Origin of the sequence: Bradyrhizobium sp. CB3481, assembly GCF_029714305.1 — a bacterium.
Lineage (GTDB): Bacteria > Pseudomonadota > Alphaproteobacteria > Rhizobiales > Xanthobacteraceae > Bradyrhizobium.
The window spans coordinates 4,450,967-4,476,917 of the sequence record NZ_CP121647.1; the positions used below are offsets into that span (position 1 = coordinate 4,450,967).

The window sequence follows — 25,951 nt, forward strand, 5'->3', positions numbered from 1 at the left end:
CTAGTCCACGTCCTCGACGCTGCCGGGCCCGGTGCCGAACGCGCGTTGCGCCAAGGTCGCCGCCATGAACTCGTCGAGGTCGCCGTCGAGCACGCCTGACGTGTCCGAAGTCTGCACGCCGGTGCGCAGGTCCTTCACCATCTGGTAGGGCTGCAGCACGTAGGAGCGGATCTGGTGGCCCCAGCCGATGTCGGTCTTGGCGGCCTGGTCGGCGGCGGCCTGCTCCTCGCGCCGCTTCAATTCGATTTCGTAAAGCCGCGCGCGCAGCATGTCCCAGGCTTGCGCGCGATTCTTGTGTTGCGAGCGGCCGGCCTGGCAGACCACCGCGACGCCGGTCGGAATATGCGTCAGGCGCACCGCGGATTCGGTCTTGTTGACGTGCTGGCCGCCGGCGCCACCCGAGCGCATGGTGTCGGTGCGGACGTCCGATTCCTTGATGTCGATCTTGATCGAGTCGTCGACGACGGGAAATATCTGCACGGACGAGAACGAGGTGTGCCGGCGCGCATTGGAATCGAACGGCGATATCCGCACCAGACGGTGCACGCCGGCCTCGGTCTTCAGCCAGCCATAGGCATTATGTCCGCTGATCTGGATGGTCGCGGATTTGAGCCCGGCTTCTTCGCCAAGCGTTTCTTCCAGATATTCGATCTTGAAGCCGTGGTTCTCGGCCCAGCGCGTGTACATGCGCAGCAGCATCGCGGCCCAGTCCTGGCTTTCAGTGCCGCCGGCGCCGGCATGCACTTCGAGGTAGGAATCGAACTTGTCGGCTTCGCCCGACAGTAGCGCTTCCAGCTCGCGGCGGGCGACTTCCTTCTTCAGGGCCTTCAGTGCGTTCTCGGCTTCGACCACCACCCCTTCGTCGTTCTCGGCCTCACCGAGCGCGATCATCTCGACATTGTCGTCGAGCTCACGTTCGACCTTGCCGATGCCATCGAGCGCGTCCACCAGCGAGGTGCGCTCCTGCATTAGTTTCTGGGCTTTCTGGGGATCGTTCCAGAGATTGGGATCTTCGGCGAGCGAGTTCAGCTCAGCCAGCCGTGCCGTCGATTTCTCGACGTCAAAGATGCCTCCTCAGCAGCCCGACCGACTGCTTGATCTCTTCTACGAGGCGTTCGACTTCCGCGCGCATGGTCTCTTCTGTCTGCGGTCATGGGCCGCGATTGGATTGACTGGCGAGGGATGTAGCGGCGCCAGCCGCAAAGCGCAATCGGCTAATACAGCCGGCCGGTTCCCGGACGCATGATCGTGTCGGTTTCGGGTGAGATCGGCTGCGGCACCCGTCCGTCGCTGTCGGCAACGCCGACCATGGAATAGCTGTCCGGCGGCGCGGTGCCCGGCTTGAAGGCCTCCAGGATGGTGCGGCCGCCGTCGCCCGGATTGGGCCGCATGCCGCTCTTGGCGTCGATACGCACCAAGCGGATGCCGGGAGGTACCTTGAACGGCGTCGCCGGCTTGTCCGCGAGCGCGAGCTTCATGAAGTTCTTCACGATCGGCGCAGCGGTATGGCCGCCCTGGGCCGCGCGGCCCAGACTGCGGGGTTTGTCGTAGCCGAGATAGAGCCCGACGACGAGGTCCGCTGAATAGCCGATGAACCAGACGTCCTTGCCGTCACTCGTCGTTCCGGTCTTGCCGGCAATCGGCTTGCCCACTTCGCGCAGGACCGAGGCCGTACCGCCCTGCACCACGCCTTCCATCATCGAGGTGATCTGGTAGGCCGTCATCGGATCGATCACCAGCTCGCGGCGGTCCACCAGTGCAGGTTCAGCCTGATTCTTCCAGCCCTCGGGGGCATCGCAGCCGCGGCACTCACGGGCGTCATGCTTGAAGATGGTGCGGCCGTAGCGGTCCTGAATGCGGTCGATCAGGGTCGGCTTCACGCGGCGCCCGCCATTGGCGAGCATCGAATAGGCCGTAACCATCCGCATCACGGTGGTTTCTCCGGCGCCGAGTGCATAGGACAGGTAGTTCGGCAATTCATCATAGACGCCGAAGCGCTTGGCATATTCGCCGATCAGGGGCATGCCGACATCCTGCGCCAGCCGCACCGTCACGGTATTGATGGAGAATTTGAGCGCTTCACGAAGCGTGATCGGGCCTCGGTATGAGCCGACCGAAAAGTTTTCCGGACGCCAGACGCCGCTCTGCCCCTGATCGATCTCGATCGGACCGTCGATCATGATGGTCGCGGGGCTGTAGCCATTGTCCATCGCCGCCGAATAGACCAGCGGCTTGAACGTCGATCCGGGCTGCCGATAGGCCTGGGTCGCGCGGTTGAACTGGCTCTGGTCGAACGAGAAGCCGCCGACCATCGCCACCACGCGGCCGGTCCAAGGGTCCATCGCAACCATGGCGCCGGACACCTCAGGCAATTGCCGCAAGCGATACTGGCCTTCCACCGTGTTGCCGTCCTTGATCAGCGGATCGGCGTAGATCACGTCGCCCGGCGAGAGAATCTGCGACACCGCGACCGGCGCCGTCGCCCGGCCCCGCGCCGGGGCAGCCGTCGGCTTTGCCCAACGGACACCTTCCAGCGTGATCAGGCCGGTCTGCCGTTCCTTGGAGACGGCGCCTCCGAGTTCACGCCCGGGCTGGAAGCCGATCCGCGCCGACTGGTCGGACGTTTCCAGTACCACCGCCATTCGCCACGGCGAAATATCGGAAAGAGACTTGATGTCGGCGAGTTTCACGCCCCAATCACCGGATATGTCGAGCTTGCTCACGGGGCCGCGATAGCCCTGCGCCTCGTCAAAGTTCACGAGGCCGGCGGCCACCGTCTTGCGCGCCATCACCTGCAGCTTCGGATCGAGCGTGGTGCGGACCGACAGGCCGCCCTCATACAGCTTCTTTTCACCGTAGCGCTCGAAGATGTCGCGGCGGACTTCCTCGGCAAAATATTCGCCGGCGAAGGTATGCCCGGTGTTGGACCGGCTGGTGACGACCAGCGGCTCCTTGCGCGCCTTCTCCGCGTCGGCCTGCTTGATCCAGCCGTTTTCCAAAAGGCGATCGATCACGTAATTGCGCCGCTCGGTCGAGCGATCGCGGTTGCGCACCGGATGCAGCGTGCCCGGCGCTTTCGGAAGCGCCGCAAGATAGGCAGCTTCCGCGATCGTCAGTTCGTTCACCGACTTGTCGAAATAGACCAGCGACGCGGCGGCGACACCGTAGGCACCGAGGCCGAGATAGATCTCGTTGAGATAGAGCTCGAGAATGCGGTCCTTGGAATAGGCGCGCTCGATGCGCATCGCCAGCAGGGCTTCCTTGATCTTGCGGGTGAAGGAAACCTCGTTGGTCAGCAGAAAATTCTTCGCGACCTGCTGGGTGATCGTCGAGGCGCCCTGCGGACGCTTGTTGGAGCCGAGATTTTGCAGATAGAGGACGGCGGCACGCCCCAGGCCGGTGAAGTCGAGGCCGCCGTGCTCGTAGAAGTTCTTGTCTTCGGCCGCCAGGAACGCGTTGGTGACGAGCTTCGGCATCGCCTGGATCGGCAAGTAGAGCCGCCGTTCCTTGGCGTATTCGCCAAGCAGCGCGCCGTCGGCCGCGTGCACCCGCGTCATGACAGGCGGTTCGTAATTCTGAAGCTGTGAATAGTCCGGCAAGTCCTTGGAGAAATGCCAGATCCCGGCTGCAACGCCGGCAACGCCCACCAGAAACACCACACTTCCGGCCGCGAACAGGAAGCCGGTAAACCGCAACAGAAAGCGTATTATCAAAGTCTCATTCCAACTGTTGCGTCGCCATCCCGACGTGCGTTGCCGTGCGGAGGTCTCTGCCGAGAGATTCGCGCCCGGACGCTATCCCATGCTCACATGGTCGAAATCGGGCAATTCGCTTCCCGTGTTGCCCGCCCAGCACGCCCGGTCAAGTTCAGGCAGCGCCAAAGCACGGCCTGAAATTGTCGTCGGGCACCCCGCTAGTAAAGGCCGCCGGTCCCCGGACGCATGATGTAGCCCCCTTCGGGCTGCTGATAGCCTTGCTGATACCCTTGCGGATATCCCTGCGGCGCCCGGCCATCGACGTCGGCGACACCGATGACGGAGTAATTATCCGGCGGCGCTGTGCCCGGCTTGAAGGCTTCGAGGATGGTGCGGCCGCCCTCGCCCGGTCCGGCGCGCATGCCGCTCTTGGCATCGACGCGGACCAGCTTGATGCCGGCAGGCACCTTGAACGGGATCGGGGGCTTGTCGGCGAGCGCCAGCTTGAGAAAATCCTTGGCGATCGGCGCGGCGAGATGGCCGCCGGTCATACCGCGGCCGAGGTTGCGCGGCTTGTCGAAGCCGACATAGATGCCGACCACGAGGTCCGGCGAGAAGCCGATGAACCAAGCATCCTTCTCATCGTTGGTGGTGCCGGTCTTGCCCGCGATCGGCTTGCCGACCTCCTTGACCACCGTCGCCGTGCCGGCCTGCACGACATATTCCATCATCGAGGTGATCTGGTAGGCCGTCATCGGGTCGAGCACCTGCTCGCGGCGGTCCACGAGCTGCGGCTCGGCCTGGCTCTTCCAGCCGCCGGGCGCATCGCAGCCGCGGCACTCGCGCGCGTCATGCTTGTAGATGGTGTGGCCGTAACGGTCCTGGATGCGGTCGATCAGGGTCGGCTTCACGCGGCGGCCGCCATTGGCGAACATCGAATAGGCCGTGACCATGCGCATGACCGTGGTTTCGCCGGCGCCGAGGGCATAGGACAGATAGTTCGGCAGCTCGTCATAGACGCCGAAGCGCTTCGAATATTCGCCGATCAAGGGCATGCCGATGTCCTGCGCGAGGCGCACCGTCACCGTGTTCAGCGACTGCCGGAGCGCGTTACGCAGCGTCGTCGGTCCGCCATATTTGCCGGACGAGTAGTTTTCCGGACGCCACACCCCAGCGCCCTGCCCCTGGTCGATTTCGATGGGAGCGTCGACCACGACGGTCGAAGGCGTATAGCCATTGTCCATCGCCGCCGAATAGACCAGCGGCTTGAACGACGAGCCCGGCTGCCGATAGGCTTGGGTGGCGCGGTTGAACTGGCTCTGGTCGAACGAGAAGCCGCCGACCATCGCCAGCACGCGGCCGGTCCAGGGGTCCATCGCGACCATGGCGCCCGAGACTTCCGGCAATTGCCGCAGCCGGTACTGGCCTTCGACCGGCTTGCCGTCCTTGTCGAACAGCGGATCGGCATAGATCACGTCGCCCGGCGACAATACCTGCGCGACCGAGGTCGGCGTCTTGCCCCTTGCCGGTCCCGAGGCTGCCTTGGCCCAGCGCACGCCGTCGAGGGTGATGATGCCGGTCTGCCTGGCCTTGCTGACGGCGCCGCCGAGCTCGCGCCCAGGCTGAAATCCGATCCGCGCCGACTGGTCGGACGTCTCGAGCACCACGGCCATCCGCCACGGCGAGATGTCGTTGAGCGATTTGACGTCGGCGAGCTTGACGCCCCAGTCGCCCGAGATGTCGAGTTTTGAGGGCGCGCCGCGCCAGCCACTCGCCTCGTCATACCTGACGAGACCCGCCACCATGGTCTTGCGCGCCATCACCTGCATCTTCGGATCGAGGGTTGCACGAACCGACAGGCCGCCCTCATACAGCTTCTTTTCGCCGTAGCGCTCGAAGATGTCGCGCCGGACTTCCTCGGCAAAATATTCCCCGGCGAAGATATGCGCACCGGTGCCGCGGCTGGTGACGTTGAGCTGTTCCTTGCGCGCTTTGTCGGCGTCGGCCTGCTTGATCCAGCCGTTTTCCAGCAGGCGATCGATCACGTAATTGCGCCGCTCCACCGCGCGGTCGCGGTTACGCACCGGGTGCAACGCGGCGGGCGCCTTCGGCAGCGCCGCGAGATACGAGGCTTCCGCGATCGTCAGTTCGTTCACCGATTTGTCGAAATAGACCAGCGACGCCGCGGCGATGCCGTAGGCACCGAGGCCGAGATAGATTTCGTTGAGATAGAGTTCGAGGATGCGGTCCTTCGAATATGCCCGCTCGATGCGCATGGCGAGCAAGGCTTCCTTGATCTTGCGGGTGAAGGAGACCTCGTTGGTCAGAAGGAAGTTCTTCGCGACCTGCTGGGTAATCGTCGAGGCGCCCTGCGGACGCCTGTTGGAGCCCAAATTCTGCGCGTAGAGGACGGCGGCGCGCGCCATGCCGGTGAAGTCGATACCGCCGTGCTCGTAGAAATTCTTGTCCTCGGCCGCCAGGAACGCGTTGATGACGAGTTTCGGCACCGCCTGGATCGGCAGGTAGAGCCGCCGCTCCTTGGAATACTCGCCGAGCAGCGCACCGTCGGAGGCATGCACCCGCGTCATCACTGGCGGCTCGTAATCCTGGAGCTGCGAATAGTCCGGCAAGTCCTTGGAGAAGTGCCAGATCGCGCCCGCGACGCCGGCGACGCCCACCAGGAACACGACGGTTCCGGCAGCAAACAGGAAACCCAAAAACCGGACCAGAAAGCGCATGTTCGAAGTTCCGTTCCAACCCTTAAGCGCCGAACTTGGCGGCTATCCTAGCACGGCAATCCGGCCAAACGGTCCTGCCGCTACGCGGTCGAACAATCCAAATGAAGGTCCGGCGGACAATACTGACCGATTCCAAAGACCAGCAGTCAACTTCTATACCGTTTCTATACCGCCGCCGCTGTGGCCAAACTAGGGCTTGGCCCATTGGATGGCAGGCTTTTCAGGCCCCGTCATACATTTCGCTCGCCGGCAATTCACTTGCCGGGCCCGGCGGTTACTATCCGTTTCGCGAGGAACGTATCGATCGCCTGCGCCATTGAGCCGACGGTCTTGTTCCGCCAATTTTCCGACACCAGATGCTCAAGGTCGCCCTTGTTCGAGACGTAGCCGAGCTCGACCAGCACGGAGGGCACGTCTGGAGCCTTCAGGACCCGGAAACCGGCCGATTTCAGCGGATGCTTGTGCATCCGCACCGTGGCTTTCATCTCATTCATCAACATCCGCGCGAAGCGGTTTGAAAAGGTCTTGGTCTCACGCTGCACGAGGTCGATCAGGATATCGGCGACTTCGGTCGGCTCATCGGCGAGGCTGACGCCGCCGATCGCGTCCGACTTGTTTTCGACATCCGCCAGTCGCTGGGCCTCGGAGTCCGAGGCCTTGTCGGACAGCGTGTAGATGGTGGCGCCCTGGGCGTCGCCCTCGCCGCGGGGCAATGCATCCGCATGAATCGAGACGAACAGCGCCGCCGCCTCGCTGCGGGCGACCTTCACGCGGTCGGCGAGCGCAATGAACGTATCGTCCGTCCGCGTCATGACGATACGATACTTGCCGGACTTCTCGAGCCGATCGCGTAGCGCCAGGCCGAACGTCAGCACCAGATTCTTTTCCATGACATCGGCGCCGCCGGCCTGGGTGCCGTTGTCCTCGCCGCCATGCCCGGGATCGATCACGATCACCGGCCGCTTGTCGGCCGTTTGCGGCGCAGCCGACACCGCCCGTTCCTCCGGCCGCGCGGCGACCGCGTTCGCCTCGGCGATCGCGGGCCGCAATTCGGGGCGGCTTTCCGGCGCCAGCGCCTGGACGAAGGCGGTGCGGTCAACGTGCTCGAGTTCGAGCACCAGCCGCGGCGGCTGACCGTTCGCGGCCTCCAACACGTAGGATTTGGCGATCTTGGCCGGCCCCGTCAGATCGAACACGATCCGCGACCCGCCCGGCATGACGACGCCGTAGCGGAACGCCTTGACCAGGCCCCGCCCCGCCGTGCCGACCCCGCCGGCAAGCTGGAAATTGACCTGGGGAAGGTCGATCACGACGCGATATGGGTCGGCCAGCGTGAAGGCGCGAAACTGGACGGGCTTGTCGAGATCGAGGATGAAGCGGGTCTGCCTGTTGTCACCTGCCAGCCGGGCATCGGAGGCGATCGGGAAATTCGGCACCGCTGCCGAATTGGGGACGGCCGGAACCGTGGCCGGTCCTTGTATCGCCGGCGGCGAAGCCGCCCCTTGGGCCGCACTGGTCGCGATCACGGGCGTGCACAGCCATGCTGCGGCGCACAACAGCCCACATCCCAGCAAAACAAGATGATTTGCGCGGCTCGCCAACGATTCGGTGCCTCCGGAGGAGCCTTCCCTTACCGCATTAGGACCATACGGTTAATCGGACCTTAAGCCATGACCGGTGAAAAGAAGCTAGTGTTGCCGCAGTGCGACGCCGAGTTTGGGGTTCCCGAGCGCTTCCCTTGCACGCAGGCCCCAATCCACGTATGTACGGGGGGCTGACGGCTAATACTCCCGGTTGTGTCGCGTTCAGCCTCCCGGTGCAGCGCCGGAACCTCCTGACAGGAGGAACCTGCGTCTTTCCCGATCCCTCCCCGGCCAGCGCCGCGCGCGGCTGACATGGAGCGGCGGTTTCGAGCCCGAGCGGCGTCCGGTCCCAGGTCTTTTTCCAGGGACGGTTTGAGAACACGGCAAAACTGATTATCCGGACCCCAAACGGTCCGATATGCGATGGCCGGCAGGCGCTTAGGCGCCAAACCGGGCTTTCAGCGATAGATACGGCGGTATCATTTTCCGCCAACATGTTCAGACGGGCCGACGCTTGATGCGCCAGACTGTGTTGCCGACCAGGATCCACGGAACGATCGCGCCGACGCGAGGCGAAAGCTTCGCTCGTTGCGTTGTTCTGGTGGGCCCCCGTTCGGCGCGGCGCCAAGAAGTGCGTTTTGGCCTTCCCCTCACCCCCGAATCAGGTGGACCGTCGCGTCACCGGGCCGCGCAATTTGCGCGCGCCATGCACCGCGCCCGCCGCCGTCAAGAGTCCCAAAATGCCCAACAAGATGTTGATCGACGCGACCCACCCGGAAGAGACCCGGGTCGTTGTGGTCCGCGGCAACCGCGTCGAAGAATTTGATTTCGAGACCGCCCAGCGCAAGCAGCTGCGCGGCAATATCTATCTCGCAAAGGTCACGCGCGTAGAGCCGTCGCTGCAAGCGGCGTTCATCGAGTATGGCGGCAACCGCCATGGCTTCCTGGCCTTCAGCGAAATCCATCCGGACTACTATCAGATCCCGGTCGCCGACCGTCAGGCGCTGATCGAGGCCGACGAGCGCGCCCACCGCGAGGCCGAGGAAGAGAGCGAGAACCGCTCCAGCCATCGTCGCCGCTCGCGTCACCGCAACGCCCGCCGCCGCGGCCATGGCGACCGCGTCCAGAGCGACGTGATCGAGAATGCCGGCCAGGATCCCGCACAGGCGCCCCAGCCCTATGAGGACGAGCCGCATGAGCACCACGGCGTCTATGCCGGCGAGGCGCAGGCGCACGAGGCCGGGCATGGCGACGATGCCGCCCATCCCGATCATGAGGCGCACGACCACGAACCGCAGGGTCACGATGCGGATCATGCGCACGATCCCCACGAGGACGATGCGCCGCGTTCGAGCGAACCGGCGGAAACGGTAAGCGAAGCACCGGTTGCGGAAGCCGCACCTGAAGCCGTGACGCCAACCGAGGCCCCCGTCGCCGAGGCGGCTGCCGAGCCCGCGCATCCGGAAGGCGCGCACGACGAGCATCATGACCATGAGCATGAGGATGCGCACGAACATGCAGCCGATGCTGCTGAGCCGCCGCATGTCGAGCACGCCGGCGAAGGGTATGCCGCGGCTGCGGTGGACGAATTCGCCCCTGCTCCGGAAGGCGACGATGGCCATGACGACGAGGACGATGCCGAGGAAGCCGAAGAGGACGTCGTCGAATCCGTCGGCGGCGACGACGTTCTGGAGGAAGTTCCGGAGCGCCCGTTCCGTCCGCGCCGCCAGTACAAGATTCAGGAAGTCATCAAGCGCCGCCAGGTGATGCTTGTTCAGGTCGTCAAGGAAGAGCGCGGCAACAAGGGCGCGGCGTTGACGACCTACCTGTCGCTGGCCGGCCGCTACGCCGTCTTGATGCCCAACACCGCGCGCGGCGGCGGCATCAGCCGCAAGATCACCTCGGCCCAGGACCGTTCGCGGTTGAAGGAAGTGGTGCAGGACCTCGACGTGCCCGAAGGCATGGGAATCATCCTGCGCACCGCCGGCGCCTCGCGCACCAAGCCCGAGATCAAGCGCGACTTCGAATATCTGATCCGGATGTGGGAGACCGTGCGCGACATGACATTGCGCTCGCAGGCCCCCACCCTCGTCTACGAGGAAGGCTCGCTGATCAAGCGCTCGCTGCGCGATCTCTACAACAAGGAAATCGACGAGATCCAGGTCGCCGGCGAAGCCGGCTATCAGGAAGCCCGCGACTTCATGAAGATGCTGATGCCCTCGAACGTGCGGGCGGTGAAGCAGTATCGCGACGGCCAGCCGCTGTTCTCGCGGATGGGTGTCGAGAGCCAGCTCGATGCGATGTTCTCGCCGACCGTGCAGCTCCGTTCCGGCGGCTATGTCGTCATCAACCAGACCGAGGCGCTGGTCTCGATCGACGTCAACTCCGGCCGCTCGACCCGCGAGCACCACATCGAGGACACCGCGCTCAAGACCAATCTGGAAGCGGCCGAGGAAGTGGCCCGGCAATTGCGTCTTCGCGACCTCGCCGGTCTCATCGTCATCGACTTCATCGACATGGACGAGAAGCGCAACAACCGCGCGGTCGAGCGCAAGCTCTCCGACTGCCTGCGGCAGGACCGCGCGCGGATCCAGGTCGGACGGATCTCGCATTTCGGCCTCCTCGAAATGTCGCGCCAGCGCATCCGCGCCAGCGTGCTGGAGAGCTCGACCGAGCCCTGCCCGCAATGCGGCGGCTCGGGCCATGTGCGTTCAGTGTCCTCGGTCGCGCTGCAATTGCTGCGCGGCATCGAGGAAATCCTGATGAAGGGCGCCACCCACAATCTCGTGGTGCGCACCCGTACCGACGTCGCACTCTATGTGCTGAACCATAAGCGCGGCCATCTGCGCGATCTCGAAAATGCCTTCAAGGTTACGCTGGCCGTTGTGGCCGACGCCACCGTCAGCGGCCAGCAGTCCTACATCATCGACCGCGGCGAGCAGGTCCACACGCTGGAGGCCGCCAAGGCGCTGCTGGCGGCGCAGGCTGCCGCCTTCCCGCCGCAGGTCGAGGAAGCCTATGACGACGACGACGCGTACGACTTCGAGACCGAATCCGAGGTCGAGACCGAGGAAACGGAAGGCCTGACCGACGAAGCCACTGAGGCAGCGCCCGGTGACGGCGAAGGCGACGGTCATCGTCGCAAGCGGCGCCGGCGCCGGCGTGGCCGCGGCGAGCAGCGCGAAGGCGGCGCCCCGCGCGAGGACGGTGATGTGGTTCGCGCCGCCGGCGAGCCGGTCGAAGGCGCGGCCGTGGAGGACGCTGAAACCGACGAGGACGAAGGCGACGAACAGGTGGGCGTGGTCCGTGGCGATCAGCCTCCTGGCGAGCGGCGTCCGCGCCGCCGCGGCCGGCGCGGCGGACGCCGCCGGCGTGGCGGACCGGAAGACGGGCTTGCCGGATCGATCGCCGACGAGCTCGGCCCGACCTCGGCGCCGGAAGCCGCCAACGCGGCGGCCGATTTCGACGGCGGCTCGGCCGAGCCCGCACCGTCCCTGGTGCATACTGAAATTCAGCCCGAGCCGGTCGCTGAGCCGGCGACGATGCAGCCTGCGTCCGACGTCCAGCCGGAACCGGTCGCCAGTGCACCCGTCCCGGCCGCTGAAGAAGCCGCGCAAGAGACCGAGCGCGCTGCGGCACGGCGGCGTTCGACCGTGCGCGAGAAGGTCAGCTTCCTGACCAGCGCACCGGCCGAACCGGCGCCCGCCGCCAACGCGAGCGCGCCGGAGCCGGTCGCAACGCCCGCGTCCACTCCGGCTGAGCCGGCACAAGAGACATCCACTGACGCTGCGCCACGCAAGGCAGGCTGGTGGTCGCGGCGTTTCGGCGGCGGCGAATAGCGAAACGAAGACAGAAAAGCGAAAAAAAGAACCGCCCGGCACAAACCGGGCGGTTTTTATTTGGCGATCCCGGGTGACCTTTATCCCGTCGTGATCGCGGTCTCGACGTCGGTCGGATCGATTTCCCTGTTGAGATTGGCGATCAGCCGGTCGTGATCGAGTTCGCCCTCCCACCACGATACCACCACGCAGGCGACACCGTTGCCGCACAGATTGGTCAGCGCGCGGCACTCACTCATGAACTTGTCGATGCCGAGGAGGATCGCCATGCCCGGCACCAGCCGCGGATCGACCACCGCGAGCGTGGCCGCCAGCGTGATGAAACCGGCGCCGGTAATGCCGGACGCGCCCTTCGAAGTCAGCATCGCCACCAGCAGGATGGTCAATTGCTGGCCGAAGGTGAGATCGAAGCCGAGCGCCTGCGCGATGAACAGCGTCGCCAGCGTCATGTAGATATTCGTGCCGTCGAGATTGAACGAGTAGCCGGTCGGCACCACGAGACCCACCACCGACTTGGAGCAACCGAGCCGCTCGAGCTTCTCCATCAAGGACGGCAGCGCGCTTTCCGACGACGATGTGCCGAGCACGATCAAGAGCTCGTCCTTGATGTAGGCGAGGAATTTGAAAATCGAGAAGCCGACGATCCGCGCGATCACGCCGAGCACCACGAACACGAACAGCGCCGCGGTAACGTAGAAGGTCGCGATCAGCCCGAGCAGGTTGAGGATTGCGCCGGTGCCGAACTTGCCGATCGTGAACGCCATCGCACCGAACGCGCCGATCGGGGCCGCCTTCATCACGATGGCGATGACGCCGAATACGGCGTGCGCGGCATCATCGATGAAGGCGCGGATGGTGTGGCCGCGCTCGCCGAGCCCCATCAGCGCAAAGCCGAACAGGATCGAGAACAGCAGCACCTGCAGGATTTCGCCCTGCGCAAAGGCGCCCACCACGGTGTCAGGAATGATGTGCAGGAAGAAATCGACCGACTTCTGCGCTTCGGCCTGCTTGGCGTAGCCGGCGACCGCCTGCGCGTTCGCCATGCTGCCGCCAAAACCGTGCCCGGGCCGGACGAAGTTACCGACCAGAAGGCCGATGACAAGCGCGAAGGTCGAGACGACCTCGAAATAGACCAGCGCCTTGACGCCGATCCGGCCGACCTTCTTGGCATCTTGTATATGCGAAATGCCTGAAACCACGGTGCAGAAGATGATCGGCGCGATCACCATCTTGATCAGCTTGATGAAGCCGTCGCCGAGCGCCTTGATCCAGTCATTGGTCGCGAGCGCCGGCCACAACCAGCCGACCAGCGCGCCGAGCACGATGGCGATCAGCACCTGGACGTAGAGAATCCTGTACCAGGGCTTTTTCGCCGCGCTCGCGGGCGCTTCCGTCGCAATCGTTGCCGCCATGACGCTTACTCCCTTGGAAGGTGCGGACTGGTCGACATGCGCCAATCCGTCGCACACAGCCAAAATACTTTGGGCGAGCGGAGTCAATGGGTGTTGGCGGATGTAGTCCCGGCTATTCGCGGGAATCGAAAATCCGCCTGATCGCCGGTACCAGAGCAGCGCCAAGTGCGTTCTTAATCAGCGATGCCGCGATGAACGGCGCAATGCCGACCAGCCACGCCTTTTCAACGCCAAGCTTGATGCCGAATGCCAGCCAGCCAAATCCGGCGGCGAGGATGAGAAGGTGTCCGAGTGCCATCGCAACGAACAGAAGCGGCACCGATCGATCCCAGCCGTGTTCGGCAAGCCAGCCGGTGATGAAGGCTGCTGCCACGAACCCGAAGAGATATCCGGCCGTCGGGCCGAAGAGCGGCGCAAGACCGCCGACAGGGCCGGCGAATACCGGTAATCCGATCGCCCCTTCGGCGAGATAGGCGAGCAGCGTGGCGCTGCCGAGCCGCCAGCCATAGGCCGCCCCGATCATCAGCACGACCAGCGTTTGCAGCGTCATCGGCACGTAGGGCAACGGCAGATTGACCTTGGCCGACAACGTCAGCAGCGCCGTTCCCAGCGCGATTAGGATCACGCTACGGAACACACCGGATGAACCGTCCGCGCGATGCGGCCACAGCAGCGCTGCAAGCGGAAAATGCGACGGGACAACGGCTTCGGGCATGGTTCTGGCAGACACGGATAGCTCCCCGGTTAAGAAGACAGGAAATGATGTGGATGAAGACTGACTGCGTTATCGCAGCCAACGCGCGATGCGCGTCACCGCTTCGCGCATCTCGTCGGCTGAGCGCGCATAGGAGAAGCGGATGAAGTTGCGGCCGTGGATCGGATCGAAATCGACGCCTGGCGTTGCCGCCACATGCGCCTTCTCCAGCATGCGGCCGGCAAATTCGAAACTGTCTGACGTGAAATCCGAAACATCGGCATAGAGGTAGAAGGCGCCATCAGCGGGCAGGAACTTGGTGAGGCCGGCCTTCGGCAGTCCCTCGATCAGGATGCGGCGGTTCTCCTCATAGCCGTGCTTGATCGCTTCCATCTCCTCGCGGCCCTCGAACGCCGCTTCGGCCGCGATCTGCGACAACGTCGGCACCGATATCGACAGGTTCTGCTGCAGCCGTTCGATCGGCCGCACCAACTGCTCCGGCACCACCATCCAGCCGACCCGCCAGCCGGTCATGCAGAAATATTTCGAGAACGAGTTGATGACGAGGGCATGCGGCGAAAGCTCCGCCGCCGTCACTGCTGGAAATGCGTAGTCGAGGCCATGATAGATTTCGTCGGAGATGAAGCGGATGCCCGCGCTCTCGGCCGCATGGATCAGGCCGGTGAGCGCCTCGCGCGACATCATCGTTCCCGTCGGGTTGGCGGGGCTGCCGACCAGGACGCCCTTCAGCGGCGTCTTGCGATGAGCCGCCAGCAGCGCTTCCCCGGTCAGCGCGTGGCGTGTCGCGCTCGACGTCTCGATCAGCACCGGCTCGCAGCCCAGCGCGGTCAGGATGTGCCGGTACGGCGGATAACCCGGCACCGTCACCGCGACCCGGTCGCCCGGTTCGAACATCGACAGAAACGCGAGGATGAATCCGCCGGAGGAGCCGGTCGTAACCACGATACGGTCGGCGTCGACGGTACAGCCGTAACTATCGCGGTAGTGCCGCGCGATGCGCGCGCGCAGCGACGGCATGCCGAGCGCCGAGGTGTAATCGATCCGCGCCTCGTCGAGCGCTCGGTGAGCCGCTGCAATCGCGCAGCGTGGCGCCGGCGCCGCAGGCTGCCCGACCTCCATGTGAATCACGTGGCCGCCGGCCTTCTCGATACGGGCGGCAGCCGCCATCACATCCATCACCATGAAGGGTGGAACATTGCTCCGCGCCGAGGGTGTCAGCAGCGCTCTTGCGCGGTCTCTAAGTGTCGATTCCAGCATCGATATCTGCTATGTGCACGTGCGCCGCTCGAATTCGGGTTCCCGAACCGGTTGGCGCCCCAGACTGGCCGTATTCGGTGGCTTGTTATAGCGTTTTCAAGCGAAGTGATACCGGCTTCATGCAGTGATACCCCAGCTCGGGTGAAGAAACGCACGGAAACAACAACTGGACCGTTTCCGATCTGATCGGAGACCGAACCGCCGTCCGGGCAACCCCGGATACACCGCCAATCGCCAAAGACCGTTCATGCAGCTCCGTATCGCCCTGCGCCAGACATCGTTGAAATTCACCGCTCTTACCACCGCCCTCGCGCTAGTCGTTGCGCCCATGGCGGCGACGGCGCAGGAGAACCGCGGTCCGCCCGTGCTCCGCGATGCTGAGACGGAGCAGTTGCTGCGGGAATATACCCGCCCGATCCTGCGCGCCGCCGGTCTGGAAAAGCAGAACATCCAGATGGTGATCATCAACCAGAGCGTGTTCAACGCTTTCGTTGCAGACGGCCGGCGCATCTTCGTGAACTACGGCGCGATCCTGCAGTCGGAGACGCCGAACCAGATCATCGGCGTGATGGCGCATGAAACCGGCCACCTCGCCGGCGGGCACCTCGCCAAGATGCGCGAGCAGATGGCGCAGGCCCAGACCCAGATGATCATTGCCATGCTGCTCGGTGCCGGCGCCATGGTCGCGGGCGCGCGCGGCGGCGGCAGCAACAGTGGATTGACCAATGCCGGCGCGGCGATGTTCTCCGCGCAGGGCGAGGTGATCCGCCGCAATTTGCTCTCCTATGTGCGCCAGCAGGAGGAAAATGCCGACAAGGCCGGCGTGAAGTTTCTGAACACCACCGGCCAATCATCGCGCGGCATGTGGGAGACCTTCAAACGCTTCACCGACGAAAGCCTGTTTGCGGCGCGCGGCTCGGACCCCTACGTTCAATCGCACCCGATGCCATCCGAGCGTGTCGCCGCGCTACAAGAACTGGCGCGATCGAGCCCCTATTGGGACAAGAAGGACGACCCTGCCCTGCAACTCCGCCACGACATGGTGCGCGCCAAAATCTCGGCGTTCATGGAACGGCAGGACACCGTGTACCGTCGCTATCCGATGTCCAACAACAGCCTGCCGTCGCGCTATGCCCATGCCATCGCAACCTATCGGCACGGCGACCTGCGCAGTGCGCTTGCCCAGATCGATTCCCTGATCCAGCAGCAACCCAACAATCCCTATTTCCATGAGGTGCGCGGCCAGGCGCTGCTGGAGGGTGGCAAGCCGCAGGAGGCGATTGCGCCGCTGAAGAAGGCGGTCCAGCTCTCCAACAACTCGCCGCTGATCGAGATGATGCTCGGGCAGGCCCTGGTGGCGACCGGTAACAACGCCTACACCGACGAGGCCATCACGATCCTGCGCGCGGCGGTCGCCCGCGAGAGCGAAGCGCCGCTCGGCTACACCCAGCTCGCGATAGCCTATGGCCGCAAGGGCGACTACGCGCAGGCCGATCTGGCCTCCGCCCAGGCCGCCTACCTTCGCGGCGACAACAAGACCGCGCGCGACCTGGCCTCGCGCGCCAAGACGCGCTTCGCGATCGGGACGCCCGGGTGGGTCAAAGCTGACGACATTGTGAGCGCCAAGCCGCTGCCCGGCCAGAAGAGCAACTAGAAATCAACCGCATTCGGCTATAATCGGACCGGGTCGCAAAGGCTTGAAGTACCAGCATTTGGCGCCCCAGTACTTGGCTACGAACTGATATTCTCCAGGAGCCGGCCTTCAGCAGGATGGTCCGGGAACCGCTGCATAAGGACTTACCGATGCCCTCGTTCCGTCTTCTCGCCCCCGCATTGCTCGCTCTCGCGCTCTGCGGCGCACCGCAGGCCGCTTCCGCGCAGAGCTTCACCGACGCGCAGCGCGGCGATATCGAGACGATCGTCCGCAACTACCTGATCGCGCATCCCGAGGTGCTTGAAGAAGCGATGGCCGAGCTCAGCAAGCGCCAGGCCGCCGCCGAAGTCGCCAAGCATGAAGCCGGCGTCGCCGCCAACGCAGAAGCCATCTTCAATTCGCCGCGCGGCGTCACGCTCGGCAACAAGGACGGCGACGTCACCTTCGTCGAGTTCTTCGATTACAATTGCGGCTACTGCAAGCGTGCGATGGCCGACATGATGGAGCTGATGAAGGCCGATCCGAAGCTCAAGATCGTGCTCAAGGAATTTCCGGTCTTGAGCGCGGGGTCGGTCGAGGCCGCCCAGGTTGGCGTCGCCGTGCGCATGCAGGATCCGACCGGCAAGAAATATCTCGACTTCCACCAGAAGCTGCTCACCGGCCGCGGCGCCGCCGACAAGGCGCGGGCGATGGCGGCAGCCAAGGAAGCCGGGCTCGACATGGCCAAGCTGGAGAAGGATCTCTCGAGCGCCGAGGTACGCAACACGCTCGAGGAGAACTTCAAGCTCGCCGAGGCGATGGGCATGAACGGCACGCCGAGCTACGTCATCGGCAAGCAGGTCGTGATCGGCGCGGTTGGCGTCGAGAGCCTGCGCGAGAAGATCAGCAACGCCCGCTGCGGCAAGGCGACCTGCTGAAGCCAGCCGACTTCGCACGCGTGATGAAATCCGGCTGCGGCGCAGCCGGATTTTTTTGCCGGCAAAGTCCTCGCCAATGGACCTCGAAATTCAGCGCGACTTGTCTTGAGATCGAAGAACATTTCGGCTGCAATTTCGGTGGCGGCAACGGCCAGCTCGATCTCGCGGCGATGAAATCGACTGGGCCTGCGGCTGAAAAACATCTGCGAATTTGAAGAAAGCAACGCGTCGGAAAAGCCTATTTCCGCCGAGGTCCCGCGTTCATCCTGCATTCACAAAACAAACCCGGCGGAACCGCCAACTATCAGGAACATCAGGGAATTCCTTTCGTTGTCGGCGTGGGCAATGCAGACACGTGAGGAGATATTCGATGAGTAATCGCTTTCTGATGACGGTCGCCGCGGCGGCTCTTATCGCCGGAACCGGCTTTGCGAACGCGCAAGGTACCGGCATGGGACGTGGCGACGCGGGGTCGGCCGGTTCTGCGGCGCAGCAGAGCGCGCCTTCTTCCGAGCGGGGCGGCGCCTCGTCCGGCGGTGCCATGCAGCGCGATGACAGCAGCAAATCTGGCATGAAGGGGGCGCAGTCCGAGCCGAAGTCGATGGGCGCTGAAAAGAGCCAGCGCGCCGAAGAGCACGGCAAGGGCGGCAAGGACATGAAGGCCGAGGGCAAGGAAGGTGGCATGAAGTCCGAGAAGAGCCAGACCACCGGCCAGGGCACCGGCTCGAGCACGATGCAGAAGGATCAGGGCACGACGCAGCATCGTGACCAGACGACCCAGGGCCGCGACCGCGACCAGATGCAGAACCGCGACCAGAAGGCTCAGGGCCAGCAGGACCGCACCCAGTCGCAAACCCAGACCCAGGGCGGAGCAGCGGGCCAGAGCAGCACAACGACGGGTCAGGCCGGCGCGGGCGGCAAGCTCTCGACCGAGCAGCGCACCCAGATCACCAGCGTGATCAAGGAGCAGCGCGTGCAGCCGGTGACCAACGTGAACTTCTCGGTGTCGGTCGGCACCCGCGTGCCGCGTGACGTCACGTTCCATACGCTGCCGGAGCGTGTCGTGACGATCTATCCGGAATGGCGCAGGTATAAGTTCATCCTGGTCAAGGAGCAGATCGTGATCGTGGATCCGAACACCTATGAGATCGTGGCGATTCTGGAATCCTGATCGCAGACTTTCGCAGCAAGAGAGGGCGGACAGCAATGTCCGCCCTTTTTGCCGTAAGAGCCGCGGCCAGGGACGGCGCTACAACCTGATTGACGCCTCTGGCCTTCCTTTCGCCCTTGGGCAGCACAGCTTTCGCCGCGCTCGGCCTGCGAAACGGTCCGGAGGGCAACAGTCGTTGATAATCGGACCCCGGGGCGGCGGCCGCGGCGATTCGACGGCCTTGGTTAATCAGTAGAATCAGCGGGTTCTTGCCGCCTTTTTATGAACAGGATGAGGCCCTTGAAAGGGCTTGGCGCGGCCTAAAGACTTTCCCTTGGCCGCGTTGTTACCTATAACGCCGCGACCTGCCCGCCCCTCTTTGCTGGAATCCGGATGGCCCAAGGAAATACCCCAGCCTCTGCTGCGACGATCTATGTGCTCAACGGCCCCAATCTCAACATGTTGGGAATCCGCGAGCCGCAAACCTATGGCCATGCAACGCTCGCCGACGTCGAAAAACTGTGCGTCGAAACCGCGGCGCAGTTCGGCCTGAAGGCCGACTGCCGGCAGTCCAACCGCGAGGGCGAGCTGATCGACTTCATCCACGAGGCGCACGCAAAGAAGGTGGCCGGCATCATCATCAACGCCGGCGCCTATTCGCACACCTCGATCGCACTGCACGACGCACTGGTCGCGGTGAAGATTCCGACCGTCGAAGTGCATATCAGCAACATCCACGCCCGCGAGAGCTTCCGTCATCATTCCTACACCGCCATGGCGGCCTTCGCATCGCTTTGCGGCTTCGGCATCGATGGTTATCGCCTTGCGATATCGGGCCTTGCCGCCAAGCTCGGCATCAAGGCGCAAAACTGACTTCAAACACCTCAACAGCTGACGTCGAACCACCAAGCCTGACGTTAAGCACCCACACCCGAGAATTCCGGATCGAGATCATGGCCCGCCAGCCCGACACCAAGTCAGCGGACAAGTCAGCCGCAAATCTGAAGAGCGACGACTCAGCGCTCATTCGCGAACTCGCGCTGCTGCTCGATGAGACCAGCCTGACCGAAATCGAGATCGAGCGCGCCGGCCTGCGGCTGCGGGTCGCGCGCAACGTCACCGTGGCGGCGGCGATGCCGGCCGGTTTCCAGCCCACCGCCGCGCCTATAGCCGTGTCCGCCGCGCCCGCGGCGGTCGCCGATCTCGCCAAGCATCCGGGCGTCGTCCCCTCGCCGATGGTCGGCACCGCCTATTGGGCGCCCGAGCCCGGCGCCAAGCCGTTCATCGAGGTCGGCACAAAGGTGTCGGCCGGGCAGACGCTGCTGATCATCGAAGCGATGAAGACGATGAACCAGATCCCGTCGCCGCGCGCCGGCACGGTGACGCAAATTCTCGTCGAGGACGGCCAGCCGGTCGAATTCGGCGAACCGCTCGTGATTATCGAATAAGATCAGTCAACGTCAGGCGCTGCGATGTTCGATAAGATTCTGATAGCCAATCGCGGCGAGATCGCGCTCCGCGTGCTGCGCGCGTGCAAGGAGCTCGGCATCTCCACCGTCGCGGTGCATTCCACCGCCGACGCCGACGCCATGCATGTGCGGCTTGCCGACGAGAGCGTGTGCATCGGGCCGCCGCCATCCAAGGACTCCTATCTCAACGTCCCGGCCCTGCTCGCGGCCTGCGAGATCACCGGCGCCGACGCCGTGCATCCCGGCTACGGCTTTCTGTCGGAGAACGCCCGCTTCGCCGAAATCCTCGCCGACCACAATCTGCATTTCATCGGCCCGAAGGCCGAGCACATCCGCCTGATGGGCGACAAGATCGAGGCCAAGAAGACGGCCAAGCGGCTCGGCATCCCCGTGGTGCCCGGCTCGGACGGTGCGGTCTCCTCCGATGACGATGCCATGGCGATCGCGAAGGCGATCGGCTTCCCGGTGCTGGTCAAGGCTGCCGCCGGTGGCGGCGGCCGCGGCATGAAGGTCGCGCAAACCGCCGACGACCTGATGATGGCGCTGACCACCGCAGGCAATGAAGCCAAATCGGCATTCGGCGATGCTTCAGTCTATCTGGAAAAATACCTGCAGAAGCCGCGCCATATCGAGATCCAGATTCTCGGCGACGGCCGCGGCGGCGCGATCCATCTCGGCGAGCGCGACTGCTCGCTGCAGCGCCGTCACCAGAAGGTCTGGGAAGAAGGTCCCTCGCCGGTTCTCGCCGCCGCCGCCCGCGCCAAGATCGGCGAGACCTGCGCCAAGGCGATGCGGGACATGAAATATCTCGGCGTCGGCACCATCGAGTTTCTCTATGAGGACGGCGAGTTCTACTTCATCGAGATGAACACCCGCATCCAGGTCGAGCATCCCGTCACCGAGAGCATCACCGACATCGACCTCGTGCTGGAGCAGATCCGCATCGCCGCCGGCGGCGACCTGCCGGCGAAGCAGGAAGAGATCGCCATCATCGGTCATGCCATCGAATGCCGCGTCAATGCGGAAAACCCGCAGACCTTCCGTCCCTCGCCAGGGAAGATCACGCAATTCCATCCGCCCGGCGGGCTCGGCGTGCGGATCGATTCCGCCGTCTACCAGGGCTACGTGATTCCGCCCTATTACGACTCGCTGGTCGGAAAGCTGATCGTGCACGGCAAGACCCGCGCCGAATGCCTGATGCGGCTGCGCCGGGCGCTGGACGAGATGGTGGTCGACGGCATCGAAACCACCCTGCCGCTATTCCGGGCCCTGGTGCGGGAGACCGATATCATTAATGGCGATTACCACATCCACTGGCTCGAGCAGTATCTCGCCGGCCAGCCAGTTGACGCCAATAAAGGCTGATAAGCTGCCAAAACCCCCGCCGGCCGGCGTGGAACCCATCGCCTCCGTCGGCGTTGAGATGAGTTGGGTCCCTTCTGGCAGGGCGGCTTATTCCGTTTCATGACGACCATCGTGACTGCTGACGCTCAGCGCCGACGCCGCGCCGTGGGACAAATCCTGCTGCTCGCCGCGGCATTTCTCGTGCTGGTGGCGATCAGCGCGACCTCCGTCGTCCTCGTCAACGAGGCGCGAAAAGACAGCGGGCGCGTGGTCAATACCATCGAGGTGGAAAACCACATCAACGAGCTGCTGCTCGAACTCCGTCGCGCCGAGAGCGACGCACGCGGCTATCTGCTCACTTCGGGACCGGAGTTTCTGCGCAGCCACGAAGCGGCGGTGGCGAACGTGCTTCCGTTTCTCGACAGGCTGACGCAGTCGATCAGCGACAATGCCGCGCAGGTCGAGCATGCCAAGAAGCTGCGGTCCGCGATCGAGATCCGACTGGGGCAGTTCGCCGAGGAAATGGATTTCGTCAAACAGGGCCAACCGTCCAAGGCAACCAGCCTGGTGCGCCAAGCCGCATCCGCCGATACCAACACCACAATCCACGAGGTTGCGCAGGCGATGCGCACCGAGGAAGCGCGGCTGTTCATCATGCGCACAGCAACCGCCGATCGCACGCAGCAATTGGCCGCGCTGGTAACGGTAGCGGGATCAGGTCTCGTGATCGCGCTGGCCGGCATTGCGATCTTCCTGGTGCGGCGTTCGTCGCGCGCGCGCGATCAGGCCGACGCCAGGCTGCGCGACAGTCACCTCAATCTCGAGGCCACGATCGACGAGCGCACCGCCGACTTGCGCGAAGCCAATGACGAGATCCAGCGCTTCGCCTATATCGTCAGCCACGATTTGCGCTCGCCGCTGGTAAACATCATGGGCTTCACCAGCGAACTGGAGGAATTGCGCGGCGACATCTTCAAGCGGATCGCCCAGCTCTCGCGCGCCCAGTCGGCGGCGACAGCGACTGCAGAGAATGTCACCGACACCGCCGAGCCCGAGCTCGAGGGTACCGACCAGCAGCTCTCGCAGGACTTCTCCGAGGCGCTCGTCTTCATCAAGTCGTCGATCGGCAAGATGGACCGGCTGATCTCGGCGATTCTCAATCTCACCCGCGAGGGCCGGCGCGAGTTCGAGCCGGTCTGGATCGACACCAAGGAGCTGATAGAGGCCATCGTGACCACCGTGGCGCATCAGGCGGCGGAAGCCCAGGCGCAGATCCGGGTCGAGGCGCTGCCGAACATCGTCAGCGATCGCCTTGCGCTGGAGCAGATCTTCTCCAATCTGATCGATAATGCACTGAAATACCTCAAGACCGGAGTTCCCGGCGAAATCACGGTACGCGGCCGCACCAAGCTTGGCTTTGCGATTTTCGAGATATCGGACAATGGACGCGGCATCGACCCCAAGGACCATCAGCGCATTTTCGATCTGTTCCGCCGCGCGGGCACCCAGGACAAGCCGGGACAAGGAATCGGCCTTGCCCATGTCCGCGCCTTGGTGCGACGCTTGGGAGGAACCATGTCGGTCGCATCGGAACTTAACCAGGGCAGCACGTTCACGATCACGTTGCCCATAAATTGGTCTGCCAACCGGAACACACGGACATGAGTAATCCAGTCACTATCATCATGATCGAGGACGATGAGGGCCACGCCCGCCTGATCGAACGGAACATCCGCCGATCCGGTGTCAACAATGAGATCATTCCGTTCACCAGCGGTACAGCCGCGCTGAACTATCTGTTCGGCCAGGATGGGACGGGCCTCGACCACAAGGGCAGCGCCCTCCTGATCCTGCTCGATCTCAACTTGCCCGATACGACCGGCATCGACATTCTGAAGCGGGTCAAGGAAAACAAGTATCTCAAGACCACCCCGGTCGTGGTCCTGACCACCACAGACGATTCGCAGGAGATCAAGCGCTGCTACGAATTCGGTTGCAACGTCTATATTACCAAGCCCGTGAACTACGAGAGTTTCGCCAACGCCATTCGCCAGCTCGGTCTATTCTTCTCCGTCATTCAGGTGCCCCCGACCGCCCTATGAAACCTGCGACGCCCACACTGCTGTATATCGATGACGACGCCGGCCTTTCCCGGCTGGTCGATCGCGGCCTGACGCGGGCAGGCTTCAAGGTCGTGCATGCGGCAAGCGGCGAGGAAGGGCTGGCGCGGCTCGCGCAGGGCGGCATCGATGTCATTGCGCTCGACCAATTCATGCCGGGCCTTGACGGCCTCGAAACGTTGGAGCGGATCATGGCGATCGCGGACGCCCCGCCCGTCGTGTTCGTCACCGCCGCGCAGGATTCGGCGATCGCGGTCACCGCGCTGAAAGCCGGCGCCGCCGACTATCTGGTCAAGGATGTCAGGGGCGATTTCATTCCGCTGCTCCAGGTCGCGATCGACGGCGCGCTGCGGCAGGCCGCGCTTCAGAAAGCCCGCGACGAGGCCGAAGCGGAAGTCCATGCCTCGCGCGACCGCTATGCAGCGCTTGCCGCCGAACGCGAGGTGCTGCTGCGCGAGGTCAACCACCGCGTCGGCAACTCGTTGCAGATCATCGCCTCGCTGCTGCACCTGCAGGCCAACTCCGCGACCCAGGACGACGTCAAGGCGGCGCTGACCAATGCGATGGGCCGCGTCGCCGCCGTCGCGCAGGTGCACCGCCGCCTCTACACCTCGCACGACCTCAAGAGCGTGCTGCTGAACCAGTATCTCGAAGCTCTGCTGGAAGACCTGCGGCGTTCGGCCGAAGGCAACAAGATGTCGCGCCTGACACTGCAGGCCGAACCGATCGAGATCGACCCCGACCGCGCCGTGGCGATCGGCATCATCGTCAACGAGCTGGTGATGAACGCCGTCAAATACGCCTATCCCGACGGCGCTGGTCCGATTCACGTCGAGCTCAAGGCCGACGGCGAAGACCTCGTCGTCGTCATTGCCGACAATGGCGTCGGCCTCAACGGTAAGTCCGACCCGCGTTCCACCGGCATGGGCCAGCGCATCGTCAGCGCCATGGCCGCCAAGCTGGATGCCACGGCCGAACGCGATCCAAACCATGACGGCACGCGGATCGTGCTGCGCTTCCGCCGCGCCCCACCGGCGGCGGCGATAAAGCCGGCCAGCGCCGCGGCGGGCTAGTAATTACGTTCCCCGGCTGCTGCGCAGCATGCCGCCATTGCGGCATGGTGCGCTGCTGATCCGGGGTCCACATACACCGCCGCAACCACGGGTCCCGGCTCCGCGGGGCGGCGTTACCGGACGACGCTTTGCATCGCCCAGGCCGCACCGCGTCCGGGACACGCACGGCGATCAATCTCGTGGCGTCGCCGCTTCGATGGCACGCGCCGCGGCGACGAGAACATCCGCCACTTCGATCGTGCGGCGCGGATTCATCCTGTTGCGGATCGCGGACAGCGTGATCGCGGCCGACGGCTGGCCGTCGGGGGTCCTGATCCAGACCGATAGTGACTTCGTGCCCTGCACGAGCCCGATCTCGCGCAGATTGTAGCCTCTGCGGCGGGCAAGCTGGACCTGTCCGAGGACGGTTGTCGCGTCGGTCCGGTAGGCGCCAAACCGCGCTTCATTGGCGAGCACGATCTTGCGCGCCTCGGCGGCCGGCATGGCGGCGAGGATCGCAACCCCTGCGCTGCTGACGCCGAGCGGACGCCGCACGCCGACCTCGATCGACAGGACCTGGATCGGATAGCTGCCGATGCGGCGCGCCACGCATAGCGTGTCGAGCCCGGTGCGGAGAGTCAGAAACAGGGTATCGCCGAGTTGTGCCGACACCGCAGCCAGATGCGGCTCGGCCGCGACCATCAGCGGCGACCGCGAGGAACGCGCCAGCGCCAGTTCCGGCACCTGGCGGCCGACGATGTAATTGCCGGTACGTTCGCTGCGTTCGACGATGCCCTCCTCGATCAGCACGTGCACGATGCGATGTACGGTCGGCCGCGTCAGCGACGTCGCTTGGACGATTTCAGCCAGGGGCACGCCTCTTTCTCCGCCAACTGCCAGCGTACGCAGCACCGCCAGCGCGCGGCGGATCGCCTGCCCGCCCTGAAGCGGCTCGCGCCTGTTTGTGCTTAACCGGCTGTTTGTCATACGCGCCATCCCACGTCCA

Annotated in this window: 19 protein-coding genes; 11 read left to right on the top strand and 8 right to left on the bottom strand. The window is 64.3% G+C overall.

The genetic code is table 11. The features are described 5' to 3' along the window. The 4 genes from prfB to QA643_RS21635 form a co-directional block, all read right to left on the bottom strand. A protein-coding gene (prfB, locus tag QA643_RS21620; RefSeq protein ID WP_283027926.1) for a peptide chain release factor 2 occupies positions 1–1,132 on the bottom strand; the annotation gives its coding sequence in 2 pieces (ribosomal slippage) (positions 1–1,062 and positions 1,064–1,132; 1,131 coding nt in all). A gap of 82 nt (positions 1,133–1,214) precedes the next feature. Then, positions 1,215–3,707 (bottom strand): penicillin-binding protein 1A, encoded by a 2,493-nt coding sequence (locus tag QA643_RS21625; RefSeq protein ID WP_283034877.1) that lies wholly within the window; start codon positions 3,705–3,707, stop codon positions 1,215–1,217. A 206-nt stretch (positions 3,708–3,913) separates the two neighbouring features. Beyond that, a complete protein-coding gene (locus QA643_RS21630) occupies positions 3,914–6,433 on the bottom strand; it encodes a penicillin-binding protein 1A (protein WP_283027927.1) in 2,520 nt (839 codons plus the stop codon). Between the two features lie 254 nt (positions 6,434–6,687). Next, the gene (locus tag QA643_RS21635; protein WP_283027928.1) at positions 6,688–8,034 is read right to left on the bottom strand and encodes an N-acetylmuramoyl-L-alanine amidase; all 1,347 of its coding nucleotides are present in this window, start codon (positions 8,032–8,034) and stop codon (positions 6,688–6,690) included. 722 nt (positions 8,035–8,756) lie between these two features. Here QA643_RS21635 and QA643_RS21640 point away from each other — a divergent pair. After that, complete coding sequence (locus QA643_RS21640) at positions 8,757–11,855, top strand: Rne/Rng family ribonuclease (RefSeq protein WP_283027929.1); 3,099 nt, start codon at positions 8,757–8,759, stop codon at positions 11,853–11,855. Positions 11,856–11,935: 80 nt separating this feature from the next. On the opposite strand, the gene QA643_RS21645 is transcribed toward QA643_RS21640, so the two are convergent. The 3 genes from QA643_RS21645 to QA643_RS21655 all read right to left on the bottom strand — a co-directional run bounded on the left by QA643_RS21645 (position 11,936) and on the right by QA643_RS21655 (position 15,239). Then, positions 11,936–13,267 carry a dicarboxylate/amino acid:cation symporter gene (locus QA643_RS21645; RefSeq protein ID WP_283027930.1) on the bottom strand — a complete coding sequence of 444 codons (1,332 nt, stop codon included), beginning with the start codon at positions 13,265–13,267 and terminating at the stop codon, positions 11,936–11,938. 112 nt (positions 13,268–13,379) lie between these two features. Then, positions 13,380–13,997 (bottom strand): biotin transporter BioY, encoded by a 618-nt coding sequence (locus QA643_RS21650; RefSeq protein WP_283027931.1) that lies wholly within the window; start codon positions 13,995–13,997, stop codon positions 13,380–13,382. Positions 13,998–14,051: 54 nt separating this feature from the next. After that, entirely contained in the window at positions 14,052–15,239 is a 1,188-nt protein-coding gene (locus QA643_RS21655) for an aminotransferase class I/II-fold pyridoxal phosphate-dependent enzyme (protein ID WP_283027932.1), read from the bottom strand. A 247-nt stretch (positions 15,240–15,486) separates the two neighbouring features. Between QA643_RS21655 and QA643_RS21660 the strand changes: the two genes are divergently transcribed. The 10 genes from QA643_RS21660 to QA643_RS21705 all read left to right on the top strand — a co-directional run bounded on the left by QA643_RS21660 (position 15,487) and on the right by QA643_RS21705 (position 24,966). Further along, positions 15,487–16,893, top strand: coding sequence for a M48 family metalloprotease (locus tag QA643_RS21660; RefSeq protein WP_283027933.1), 1,407 nt, complete (start codon positions 15,487–15,489; stop codon positions 16,891–16,893). 149 nt (positions 16,894–17,042) lie between these two features. Then, entirely contained in the window at positions 17,043–17,810 is a 768-nt protein-coding gene (locus tag QA643_RS21665) for a DsbA family protein (protein WP_283027934.1), read from the top strand. Positions 17,811–17,830: 20 nt separating this feature from the next. Then, on the top strand, positions 17,831–18,025 hold the full coding sequence (locus QA643_RS21670) for a hypothetical protein (protein WP_283027935.1): 195 nt from the start codon (positions 17,831–17,833) through the stop codon (positions 18,023–18,025). Between the two features lie 155 nt (positions 18,026–18,180). Then, on the top strand, positions 18,181–18,981 hold the full coding sequence (locus QA643_RS21675) for a DUF1236 domain-containing protein (protein WP_283027936.1): 801 nt from the start codon (positions 18,181–18,183) through the stop codon (positions 18,979–18,981). 372 nt (positions 18,982–19,353) lie between these two features. Beyond that, positions 19,354–19,833, top strand: a complete 480-nt coding sequence (aroQ, locus tag QA643_RS21680; protein WP_283027937.1) for a type II 3-dehydroquinate dehydratase — start codon at positions 19,354–19,356, stop codon at positions 19,831–19,833. A gap of 80 nt (positions 19,834–19,913) precedes the next feature. After that, the gene (gene accB, locus QA643_RS21685) at positions 19,914–20,408 is read left to right on the top strand and encodes an acetyl-CoA carboxylase biotin carboxyl carrier protein (RefSeq protein ID WP_283027938.1); all 495 of its coding nucleotides are present in this window, start codon (positions 19,914–19,916) and stop codon (positions 20,406–20,408) included. A gap of 24 nt (positions 20,409–20,432) precedes the next feature. Next, positions 20,433–21,794 (top strand): acetyl-CoA carboxylase biotin carboxylase subunit, encoded by a 1,362-nt coding sequence (gene accC / locus QA643_RS21690; RefSeq protein WP_283027939.1) that lies wholly within the window; start codon positions 20,433–20,435, stop codon positions 21,792–21,794. A gap of 111 nt (positions 21,795–21,905) precedes the next feature. Beyond that, on the top strand, positions 21,906–23,438 hold the full coding sequence (locus QA643_RS21695) for an ATP-binding protein (RefSeq protein WP_283027940.1): 1,533 nt from the start codon (positions 21,906–21,908) through the stop codon (positions 23,436–23,438). Beyond that, complete coding sequence (locus QA643_RS21700) at positions 23,435–23,875, top strand: response regulator (protein WP_283027941.1); 441 nt, start codon at positions 23,435–23,437, stop codon at positions 23,873–23,875. The genes QA643_RS21695 and QA643_RS21700 overlap by 4 nt, the downstream gene beginning before the upstream one ends. Next, on the top strand, positions 23,872–24,966 hold the full coding sequence (locus QA643_RS21705; protein WP_283027942.1) for a histidine kinase dimerization/phosphoacceptor domain -containing protein: 1,095 nt from the start codon (positions 23,872–23,874) through the stop codon (positions 24,964–24,966). Before QA643_RS21700 ends, QA643_RS21705 begins: the two co-directional genes overlap by 4 nt. 171 nt (positions 24,967–25,137) lie before the next feature. Here QA643_RS21705 and QA643_RS21710 read toward each other — a convergent pair whose 3' ends face one another. Then, positions 25,138–25,932: an IclR family transcriptional regulator gene (locus QA643_RS21710; protein ID WP_283034878.1), complete on the bottom strand. Its 795-nt coding sequence runs from the start codon at positions 25,930–25,932 to the stop codon at positions 25,138–25,140. Positions 25,933–25,951 lie beyond the last annotated feature (19 nt).

Bases quoted from the DNA above. Each gene is read 5' to 3' on its own strand.
- QA643_RS21675 (WP_283027936.1), top strand. From the start codon at position 18,181: ATGAGTAATCGCTTTCTGATGACGGTCGCCGCGGCGGCTCTTATCGCC.
- aroQ (WP_283027937.1), top strand. From the start codon at position 19,354: ATGGCCCAAGGAAATACCCCAGCCTCTGCTGCGACGATCTATGTGCTC.
- QA643_RS21660 (WP_283027933.1), top strand. From the start codon at position 15,487: ATGCAGCTCCGTATCGCCCTGCGCCAGACATCGTTGAAATTCACCGCT.
- QA643_RS21640 (WP_283027929.1), top strand. From the start codon at position 8,757: ATGCCCAACAAGATGTTGATCGACGCGACCCACCCGGAAGAGACCCGG.
- accB (WP_283027938.1), top strand. From the start codon at position 19,914: ATGGCCCGCCAGCCCGACACCAAGTCAGCGGACAAGTCAGCCGCAAAT.
- QA643_RS21665 (WP_283027934.1), top strand. From the start codon at position 17,043: ATGCCCTCGTTCCGTCTTCTCGCCCCCGCATTGCTCGCTCTCGCGCTC.
- QA643_RS21645 (WP_283027930.1), bottom strand. From the start codon at position 13,267: ATGGCGGCAACGATTGCGACGGAAGCGCCCGCGAGCGCGGCGAAAAAG.
- accC (WP_283027939.1), top strand. From the start codon at position 20,433: ATGTTCGATAAGATTCTGATAGCCAATCGCGGCGAGATCGCGCTCCGC.
- QA643_RS21710 (WP_283034878.1), bottom strand. From the start codon at position 25,932: ATGACAAACAGCCGGTTAAGCACAAACAGGCGCGAGCCGCTTCAGGGC.
- QA643_RS21630 (WP_283027927.1), bottom strand. From the start codon at position 6,433: ATGCGCTTTCTGGTCCGGTTTTTGGGTTTCCTGTTTGCTGCCGGAACC.
- QA643_RS21700 (WP_283027941.1), top strand. From the start codon at position 23,435: ATGAGTAATCCAGTCACTATCATCATGATCGAGGACGATGAGGGCCAC.
- QA643_RS21655 (WP_283027932.1), bottom strand. From the start codon at position 15,239: ATGCTGGAATCGACACTTAGAGACCGCGCAAGAGCGCTGCTGACACCC.
- QA643_RS21705 (WP_283027942.1), top strand. From the start codon at position 23,872: ATGAAACCTGCGACGCCCACACTGCTGTATATCGATGACGACGCCGGC.